Genomic DNA, 8710 nt, shown 5'->3' on the forward strand with positions numbered 1-8710 from the left:
ATACCTTATTATTCTGTTCTCTTTCACATCTTCTTTCCTTAGCTTGACGCGTATGGTTTAAAAAAGTGTGTTAAACCGAATTTTTTAATTCAACCCGATTTTTAATCTACCAGGGAAAAAAATATCAAGTTGAGATATAGTTAAAGCCCAATTAGGTATAGCCATAGTCCAATTCTGTTCTGCCTTTTTTATGAGATTTTTCTGCATAATCCACAGACCATTAGTTGATGCTTTATCAACACATTATGAACGTGACTTCGAAACTATGACATTTGCTGGTATAAAAAACTTTTTTAAAGTTCACAATGGTGATTTTAAAGAAAAACTGGGAAATGGAGGAATCACTCTGATTAACTTTGTAGATTTTCAAGATATTAAGGAGAGAAATATTCCTACATTAAAAGTACAGGCATTTGAAAAGTTTGCAGAAAGTAGTGTGCCGAGTGGAAATCTTAACAATCAAAACGTTGAGCAACACCGGGGGTTGTAGTCCTATTGTTCGATCCTTTAACCACCCAATGCACATAGGCCCGCTGGGCCTATGCTTAAAAATGCTTGTACGTGAATATATAACGAGCACTGTTTGTCAGTAAAATAGCACTTTACTTTACAAAGAATGTGGATATCATTTGAAATATATTTTTGAAAATTAGTATGTCAGAGGTTGCAGACGTAGAAATCAAAGAGCAAGCTGTATGTGAAAAAATGTGTTTTAGCGTGAGTCGCGCAAGTCTTTTAAATACGCTATCCAGAGTGAGCGGGGTGGTTGAAAGGCGTAACGCAATAGATGTTTTAGCATGTATAAACATCAAAGCACAACACGGCAGCATAAAATTAAAGGCTACTGATCTTGACATTTCAATATTTGCCTCACTTGCTGCAAATGTATCAGCGGAAGGAGAAGTAAAAATCTCAGCACATACTTTACACGACATAGTGAAGAAGTTGCCAACTGATTCAGATATTAATTTCAGAATGAATGATCAAGGGAAACTATTGATATCTTGCGGAAATGCAAACTTTTCTCTACCGAATGTAGTTTCAAATAACTTTCCTGTCCTTGAAGAAGGGGATCATAAATATGATTTTACTCTACTGAGTGCAGATTTGGTAGACTTATTAACTAAAACGAAGTTTGCTGTAACACTAGATGATACAAGATATAATTTAAATGGGATATACTTGCATACAGATGAGCAATTTCTGTATTGTGTTGCAACCGATGGTCACCGTTTATCGTGTATAAAGAGGCATAAACCTGAAAATATTAACGGCGAATTTGGTGTGATAATTCCACGTAAAACTGTCATGGAACTGCTGAAAGTATTGGATGATTGTAATGAAACTAATATAAAGCTCTCAGACAGAAAAATCAAATTCACATGCGGTGAGTATATTTTAATATCAAAATTAATAGATGGAACTTTTCCAGATTATAAAACTGTTATTCCGGCATCTCAGGATAAACAAATGATTGTCGAGAGTGGCAAGCTAGCTAGTGTTATAGATCGGGTTTCCGTTGTTGTATCCGATAAAATAAAATCCATCAGGTTTTCGTTACAAGAAAAATTATTAACTCTAAACTCAAACTCCCAAGAGTGCAGTAATGCAACTGAATCCATAGAGGTAGATTATAATGAAGCTCCTATGGAAATAGGATTTAATTCACGCTATTTGCTTGATGTTTTATCCTGCATAAAAAATAAATGTAAGTTTAGCTTATCAGATGGCAATGGTGCTACAATTATCACTGATGAAGATGATCCAAATGCATTATATATAGTAATGCCAATGAGAACTTAAGTTAGTAATCTATCTTTACCAAATATAAACCGCAAGGTGGTGCAGTAACTCCAGCAGCGTTTCTTTTACATTGATTTAATATATTTAGCATTTCTTGTGGATTAGTTTTGTTTTTTCCAAATTCAACCAAAGTACCGACAATGATCCTCACTTGATTATGTAAAAAAGAAATAGCGGATATTTTGATGTATATATGACTCCCATTTTGTGCTATCTCGATATCATCAATCGTTCTTACCGGATTTGCAGCTTGACAGTCTTTTGAGCGGAAACTTGAAAGGTTGTGCTTTCCAAGAAGATGTTTAGCTGCTTCACGCATGATGTTTACGTCAAGTGGGTTAAATACTTGCCATACATGACCAGCTTCTAAAGCTGTAGGAGCATAGCGGTTAATTATTCTATATTCGTAGTGTCTTTTTTTTGCTGAGAATCGCGCGTGAAACTCATCATCTACAACTTCTGCATTGAGCACGACTATGGGAATCGATTTTAAGTGATAATTTATTGCATTCCTTATTCTGTAAAGCTCAAATTCCCTCTCCATATCAAAATGAGCAACTTGCCCTAAAGCGTGAACTCCTGCATCAGTCCTGCCACCGCAGTGCAAAGTGACTTTCTCTCCATTGAAGTTAAATATAGCATTTTCTATGGTCTCCTGGATTGAGTTAGTAGAATGTTGTTGTTTCTGCCAACCAGAGAAACTACTACCGTTATACTCTATCGTTATTTTATATCGCACTACAAAGTCTATCTAATTTTCTATCTTATACCAAATCTCGCTGGTAATAGATAAATTAATCAAGAGTACTTTTTGCCTATAGCTGGAGGTTTAAACAAATTTATGGTGTGTTCTTACTTGGGTGACACATAACTAGTCTTGAAATCACAATGTTTGTGCAATTTCAGTAGCAGGTTGCTTGAGTCCATACTATTATATAGTATAATACTATATAAAATATGACCTTTAAAAAGCTCAATCTACACTTAGTATCAGATTCAAGTGGTGAAACCGTTATATCAGTTGCAAAGTCAGCTCTGAAACACTTTCGTTCTGTAGAAACAATTGAATATGTTTGGTCTTTCGTGAAAAAAGAAGAACAAATTGATAGAATTTTGGAGGAAATCAATAAGAAAAGTGATGAGCATCACTTTGTTATATGTACTATTACTGATGATGAACTAAGAAAATATTTAAAAGGTAATTGTATAAAATTGGAAATTCCCTATCGAGCAATATTATCACATATCATTAGAGAAATTTCTTCCTATCTTGAAATTGAAAAAGACGAAAAGCTTGACTTGCATACTGAGATAAATAATGAGTATTTTCAGCGTATTGAGGCAATAAACTACACTATTAATCATGATGACGGACAAAATATTCAAGATATTGACAAGGCAGACATAATCTTGATTGGAGTTTCGCGTACATCAAAGTCTCCCACCAGTATGTATTTAGCTTATCGGGGCTATAGGGTTGCAAATATTCCTTTTGTTAGTGAGATACCCTTTTATGTTGATTTAACAAAGTTAGAGAATAAGCTAACAATAGGGCTAACAATAGATGCAAGTAGGCTGGTGGAAATACGCAAAAATAGACTTACTTCAATTAACAACGAAAATAATAATGTATACGCTGACCCTAAGAAAGTAGAAAAGGAAATTAAAAAAGCAGAGGAACTTTTTAAACAAAACAATTGGCCAATTATCGATGTAACGCAAAAGTCGATCGAGGAAGTGTCAGCAACGATTATACAATATTTTAATAGAATGTGATAAATTTATCAATTGACTAACTCTTTGTAAGTAACCATAATATAAAATAGTTTGGTTTTCGTATAGTTATGAAAGTTAAAGGCTCACTAAAGTCCCATCGCAGCAGAGATAAAAACTGTAAAGTTGTGAGAAGGAGTGGTAAAATTTACGTTATAAATAAAGTAAAGCCAAGGTGTAAAGCTCGCCAGGGTTCTTGAGTATCAGTCATAAATTGATTATGCAAGGGGATTATTGGTTGCCTTGAGACAACGTGGCTAGAATACTGTATGTCAGTTGTATATCCGGGCTTGGCTTGCGGTAAAAGGATTCTAAGCTGTAACTAGGGTGCTTAGTTTCTTGTTCACTTTTTCATGTTATACGTTTTTTTAGTTTCTCATATGTAAAAGTATGATGTTTGTATTTAGGAATAAGAAGAGGCTACTGTATTTAAGTACAGCTTTGCTCATTTCTTCTCTTACACTATATTTTAGTATCAGTACGATTACGGGTAAACGTGGCTTATCAGCATTAATGGATTTAAAAAAAGAGATAGAGTACAATAAACTTTTGCTGAAGAATATATCTTTTGAAAGGGAAAAGTTGAGTAATAAAGTGTTCGGCCTATATGAAAAAAGCTTAGATTTGGATCTGCTTGACGAACAAGCAAGAAATGCTCTGGGTTATGTAAGCCCTAAAGAGCTAATGGTTGTTCTTGATGTGGAATAGCAACATCTTTAAACAAAAGAAAAAAACCGCTATAATCCAAGTGCAGGCATTATAAACGAGATGAAAGTGAAAAATATCTTATTAGCGCTTTTAATACAGACTGTGTTCGGGTTGTCATCATTTGCAGCCGATCCTATTTTGCTCAACTGTATTGAAACCCCAGAGATTTATGATCTTGATACAAAACCAAAAAGCTTTAACTCTTCAAATAACTTAAGAAGAAAACCCGGTTCTCCAAATAGCGCAACAGGAGAATTAATAAGCATAGTGGGTAGAGTTACTGATGTAAACTGTTTGCCAATACAAAACGCTGTAGTTTCTATATGGCACGCGAATTCACACGGCGTAAACCATTATGACAAGAATGTGGAGGATGATAAGCTTGATCCAAATTTTGCTGGGTCAGGAAGGTTTATAGTAAATAACCTTGGCTATTATAATTTTATTACAATAGCACCTGGTAAGATCGGTGATAGGGCTCCACACATCAACTTTTTGGTTCAACATCCAGATTTCCCAGAGTTCACAACACAAATGTTCTTTGCCGACCATAGTTGTGACAACTGTGCTGATTCTGCTCTTGGGGATCTTATTGACAATGGGCTTGCAAGCCTTCTGATAGCACCATTTACTTATAATGATCGGGCTATTAAGACCTACACATTTAATATCACCTTAGGTGGGTATAATAAGTTTTCTGATAAAAGATAAAACCCTTGCATATCAGGGGAGTTCATAGTAGTCTTAAACGCTGTTGTACTTAAAATGCATATGAAAAACATCTTACTAATGTTTTTACTATGTTTTATGTGCAGCTTACAATTATTTGCAACGGAGATGTCAACGATGAAGATAACAATTTCTAAGGCTTTACCTGATTTTGAAACGCTAGTGGTAGGTTTGTTTGAAAATGATGAATTTATAAGTAACGATAAGGTTTTACAAGACAAGCAAATTACAGATAGCATCAAAAGATTTAGTGATTTCAATGGAGGTTTTGGTGAATTTTTCTCCATTACCTCATCAGAGGGAAAGAATATTGTAGTTGCTGGACTTGGCAAGAGAGATGAATGGGATGAAAACAAAGAATTAAATATTGGCGGAAAAGTATATTGCGAACTAAGCAGATTAAAAATCAAGCGAGCGGCAATTTCAATCGAAGGCAATGCAACAAATGTTGCATACGGTGCATTTTTGCGCAGTTTTAAGTTTGATAAGTATAAAACCAAAAAGGATGAAAAAGTTACAGAAGTAGAGGAGATCACAGTGCTAGCAAAAGATGAGCAATTCAGTAGTGCTGAAAAATCATTTGAGCGTTTAAGACAAGAAGGTGAGAGCATATTTCTTACACGTACTCTTACCACTGAACCACCTAATGTTTTATATCCAGAATCCTATGCTGACTATATAAAAACCGAACTTACTAAGCTTGGCCTTGAAATCGAAGTGCTTGGTAAGAAGCAGATGGAAGAGAAAAAAATGGGAGCATTGCTTGGGGTAGCACAAGGGAGTGGTAAAGAGCCAAAATTAGTAGTGATCAAATGGAATGGAACTTCCAAAGAACAAAAGCCTGTAGCTTTTGTGGGTAAAGGCATAACGTTTGATACTGGTGGAGTGTCACTCAAGCCTTCGCGTGGCATGGAGTCAATGAAATATGACATGGCAGGTTCTGCTACTGTGGTTGGGGTGATGCGTACTCTAGCCGGACGAAAAGCGAAGGTAAATGCGGTTGGTGTAGTTGCACTTGCAGAAAATGCAGTGGACGGTAATGCTCAAAGACCAAGTGATGTAGTAACTTCGATGTCTGGGCAAACAATAGAAGTGTTAAACACTGATGCAGAAGGAAGGCTCGTACTTGCAGATGCTTTATGGTATACACAGGACAGATTCTCACCTAAGTTTATGGTTGATCTTGCAACCTTAACTGGCGCTATAGTGGTTGCGCTTGGGAATAATGAGTATGCTGGTCTTTTCTCCAATAATGATGAATTAGCAAATCGTCTTATTGATGTAGGCAATGAAGTAAACGAGAAGTTGTGGCGTTTTCCTATGAATGAGACTTACGATAAAATTATCGACTCACCGATTGCTGATGTCCAAAACATCGCTCCTGCAGGCTCTGGCGGAGATAGCATAATGGCTGCGCAATTTTTACAGCGTTTTGTAAATGAAACTTGCTGGGCACATTTAGACATTGCAGGCACGGCTTGGCATGAAAAAGGCACTGATATTTCCCCAAAAGGAGCGGTAGGTTTTGGTATAAGGTTGCTCAATAAATTGGTTGAAAAATACTACGAAACGGGTAATTGAAGCCTTAATACTGAAATTTAGAAAGCTATCATTTTCTGATCTCTTCTTTTGGGCTTACTTGTTTAGAACTTGGATCATCCACCTGGGATTTTGGCTTCATTTCTTTCACTTTCTCATTAACTTTTTCCTCTACCTCCCCTATTTTACCTTCACCAATGGCCATAATTTTTAGGTGGAAAATCATCCATAAGCTCCTCAAGTGCTTTCTTATCAGTTTCGTGAGTACTAAGACCTTTTTCTATAAGCCTTTTCATCTCATCTTCTGAAAAATTTTGAATGGTCCCGTCCTTTATTAATTCTTTTATAGCAGAACGTTGCCCTTCATTTTGAAGCATTTTTATTACTATAGCCTTATCCCGAGCGCTCTTTGCTTCACCTTCCTTCTCCGATCCACTAGCGTATATAATAGATTGAAACAATTTCTCATGTAACCTACCAAAATTATTCTCTCTTGCTTGAACCGTAGGCAACTTATCGATCAAGTCTTTCACAAAACTTTTAATTGCTTTTCCTAACGACTCAGCACCTTCTTTTATCTCACCTCTATGTTGATATATAGCATAACCAATAGCAACTATAGCTACCAGTGCCACAAGCCCGGCTAATGCTAATCCACCACCCATTAATGCACCAGCCACTCCTCCTATTGCCAATGTACCTGCTAGTGCACCTGTTAGTGCTGTAATAGCTGCTCCACCTATAACTCCTTGAATTAACAACTGATTACCTAAAGTTTCGAGCTTCCCCTCCATGTCCTTCACTTTGCTTGCTTGCTCAAGAAGTATTTCTAAGTCTTTTTTGTTCTCTGTAAAATGCTTAACTACATTATCCAGCACTTCTTCACTGTTCTTCAGTAAATTAGTAACATCCTCGACACTTAATTCATTGAATTCCTTATTTAAGTTTTTAAAATCCTCATTATCTTTTAATAGCTCCTGCAATTTTTCTACCAAATCTGGCTTTTCTCTAATATATTTTGCTATATTTTCAATGAACTGCTCCGAATAACCAGTATCTGTTACACCACCTTACGCCATATTCAATTCCTATCAACTATAAATATGCCCAATTATACATAATAATTATTAACTATATCATAATTAGTATGAAGTAATTAATATAATTACCCCTTTTCAAACACGGAATTTGTACTACAATCTGTATAATATATGAAAACGAGGTTGCCTAAGGAAGAAAAAAAATTAAACGCTGCTGTGGTTTTATCAGGATGTGGTCATCTCGACGGTGCAGAGGTGAGAGAAGCTGTTTTAAGCTTGCTCGTGCTTGATCAGCAGGAAGTGGAAGTTAAATGCTTTGCACCTGATATCAATATTACACAAGTTATGAACCATAAAACAAAAGAGGCAGTAAAAGAGAAGAGGAATGTACTTGTAGAAGCAGCAAGAATTGCAAGAGGTGAAATATATGACCTGAAGGAAGCCAAAGCTAAAGATTTTGACATGCTAGTTGTACCAGGCGGATATGGAGTTGTGAAAAATCTATCTGACCTAGCTGAAGGTAAAGACGCGGCAACAGTAATACTCGAATTTGAAAGATTAGTTTCAGAATTTTTTGCTGCGAAAAAGCCAATAGGAGCGATATGTATATCTCCAGCGGTGGTTGTTTTTATTTTAAGTAATAAAATAGGCAAAAGAGGAAATAAAATTAAGGTGACTATAGGAGATGATAGGGAAAAGTTGATAGAAAAGCTTGGTGGCGAGCACATAAAGTGCGATACAGAGTTATCAATAGAAGACGAAGAGCATAATGTATTTTCCTGTTCTGCTTATATGCGTAGCGATGAAAGTACGTACTCTGTATATCAAGGGATAAAACATATGATTGACAGCATGGTAAAAAAGATCAACAAAGGAAATTAATACCAAATCCCAATGATAATAGGACAAATTAAAGATACCGTTTTGCCAATCAACAAGGGTGTCATTCCAGCGCCCCTCCTCCTGTCATCCAAGTAGCGGATACTGGGATCCAGGATACTACTTTAGTAATAAATATTCAAGAAATTTACCAAATGAAAAAACAAGGCAAAAGAAGCCCCGGTCGGTGGCTAATTATTTATATGTACCTCAAATATCGGCGTTTTTATCCTCAACGC

At 36.0% G+C, this 8710-nt stretch carries 11 protein-coding genes and 1 pseudogene; 8 read left to right on the forward strand and 4 right to left on the reverse strand.

Features of this window, described 5'->3' with window-relative positions; genetic code table 11:
- Positions 1-84 precede the first annotated feature (84 nt).
- Positions 85-228: pseudogene (locus DM84_RS06250) on the reverse strand (IS256 family transposase); the annotation flags it as partial.
- Between DM84_RS06250 and DM84_RS02980 the strand changes: the two are divergent.
- Together DM84_RS02980 and dnaN are read left to right on the forward strand one after the other, a co-directional pair.
- Complete coding sequence (locus DM84_RS02980) at positions 191-490, forward strand: hypothetical protein (RefSeq protein WP_250778270.1); 300 nt, start codon at positions 191-193, stop codon at positions 488-490. The pseudogene DM84_RS06250 and the gene DM84_RS02980 overlap by 38 nt on opposite strands.
- Before the next feature lie 164 nt (positions 491-654).
- Complete coding sequence (dnaN, locus tag DM84_RS02985; RefSeq protein ID WP_250778262.1) at positions 655-1803, forward strand: DNA polymerase III subunit beta; 1149 nt, start codon at positions 655-657, stop codon at positions 1801-1803.
- Between the two features lies 1 nt (position 1804).
- Here dnaN and truA read toward each other — a convergent pair whose 3' ends face one another.
- Entirely contained in the window at positions 1805-2542 is a 738-nt protein-coding gene (gene truA / locus DM84_RS02990) for a tRNA pseudouridine(38-40) synthase TruA (RefSeq protein ID WP_250778263.1), read from the reverse strand.
- 218 nt (positions 2543-2760) lie between these two features.
- On the opposite strand from truA, the gene DM84_RS02995 reads away from it, so the two are divergent.
- From DM84_RS02995 to DM84_RS03015, 5 genes are all read left to right on the forward strand, one after another.
- The gene (locus DM84_RS02995; RefSeq protein WP_250778264.1) at positions 2761-3579 is read left to right on the forward strand and encodes a pyruvate, water dikinase regulatory protein; all 819 of its coding nucleotides are present in this window, start codon (positions 2761-2763) and stop codon (positions 3577-3579) included.
- 68 nt (positions 3580-3647) lie between these two features.
- A complete protein-coding gene (gene ykgO / locus DM84_RS03000; RefSeq protein ID WP_084221196.1) occupies positions 3648-3776 on the forward strand; it encodes a type B 50S ribosomal protein L36 in 129 nt (42 codons plus the stop codon).
- 190 nt (positions 3777-3966) lie between these two features.
- On the forward strand, positions 3967-4284 hold the full coding sequence (locus DM84_RS03005; RefSeq protein ID WP_250778265.1) for an FtsB family cell division protein: 318 nt from the start codon (positions 3967-3969) through the stop codon (positions 4282-4284).
- Positions 4285-4344: 60 nt separating this feature from the next.
- On the forward strand, positions 4345-4995 hold the full coding sequence (locus DM84_RS03010) for a protocatechuate 3,4-dioxygenase (RefSeq protein WP_250778266.1): 651 nt from the start codon (positions 4345-4347) through the stop codon (positions 4993-4995).
- Positions 4996-5091: 96 nt separating this feature from the next.
- On the forward strand, positions 5092-6594 hold the full coding sequence (locus DM84_RS03015; protein WP_250778267.1) for a leucyl aminopeptidase: 1503 nt from the start codon (positions 5092-5094) through the stop codon (positions 6592-6594).
- Positions 6595-6622: 28 nt separating this feature from the next.
- Here the strand turns inward: DM84_RS03015 and DM84_RS06075 are convergent, their stop codons facing one another.
- Both DM84_RS06075 and DM84_RS03020 read right to left on the reverse strand, forming a co-directional pair.
- Complete coding sequence (locus DM84_RS06075; RefSeq protein WP_284706121.1) at positions 6623-6757, reverse strand: hypothetical protein; 135 nt, start codon at positions 6755-6757, stop codon at positions 6623-6625.
- Complete coding sequence (locus DM84_RS03020; protein WP_250778268.1) at positions 6744-7547, reverse strand: glycine zipper family protein; 804 nt, start codon at positions 7545-7547, stop codon at positions 6744-6746. Before DM84_RS03020 ends, DM84_RS06075 begins: the two co-directional genes overlap by 14 nt.
- Before the next feature lie 216 nt (positions 7548-7763).
- On the opposite strand from DM84_RS03020, the gene elbB reads away from it, so the two are divergent.
- On the forward strand, positions 7764-8474 hold the full coding sequence (elbB, locus tag DM84_RS03025) for an isoprenoid biosynthesis glyoxalase ElbB (protein WP_250778269.1): 711 nt from the start codon (positions 7764-7766) through the stop codon (positions 8472-8474).
- Positions 8475-8710: the final 236 nt, after the last annotated feature.

Origin of the sequence: Wolbachia pipientis (assembly GCF_023661085.1) — a bacterium.
In the GTDB taxonomy this organism is placed as follows: domain Bacteria; phylum Pseudomonadota; class Alphaproteobacteria; order Rickettsiales; family Anaplasmataceae; genus Wolbachia.

Bases quoted from the DNA above. Each gene is read 5' to 3' on its own strand.
- elbB (WP_250778269.1), top strand. From the start codon at position 7,764: ATGAAAACGAGGTTGCCTAAGGAAGAAAAAAAATTAAACGCTGCTGTG.
- DM84_RS06075 (WP_284706121.1), bottom strand. From the start codon at position 6,757: ATGGCCATTGGTGAAGGTAAAATAGGGGAGGTAGAGGAAAAAGTTAAT.
- dnaN (WP_250778262.1), top strand. From the start codon at position 655: ATGTCAGAGGTTGCAGACGTAGAAATCAAAGAGCAAGCTGTATGTGAA.
- DM84_RS03015 (WP_250778267.1), top strand. From the start codon at position 5,092: ATGTGCAGCTTACAATTATTTGCAACGGAGATGTCAACGATGAAGATA.
- ykgO (WP_084221196.1), top strand. From the start codon at position 3,648: ATGAAAGTTAAAGGCTCACTAAAGTCCCATCGCAGCAGAGATAAAAAC.
- DM84_RS02995 (WP_250778264.1), top strand. From the start codon at position 2,761: ATGACCTTTAAAAAGCTCAATCTACACTTAGTATCAGATTCAAGTGGT.
- DM84_RS02980 (WP_250778270.1), top strand. From the start codon at position 191: ATGAGATTTTTCTGCATAATCCACAGACCATTAGTTGATGCTTTATCA.
- DM84_RS03005 (WP_250778265.1), top strand. From the start codon at position 3,967: ATGATGTTTGTATTTAGGAATAAGAAGAGGCTACTGTATTTAAGTACA.
- DM84_RS03010 (WP_250778266.1), top strand. From the start codon at position 4,345: ATGAAAGTGAAAAATATCTTATTAGCGCTTTTAATACAGACTGTGTTC.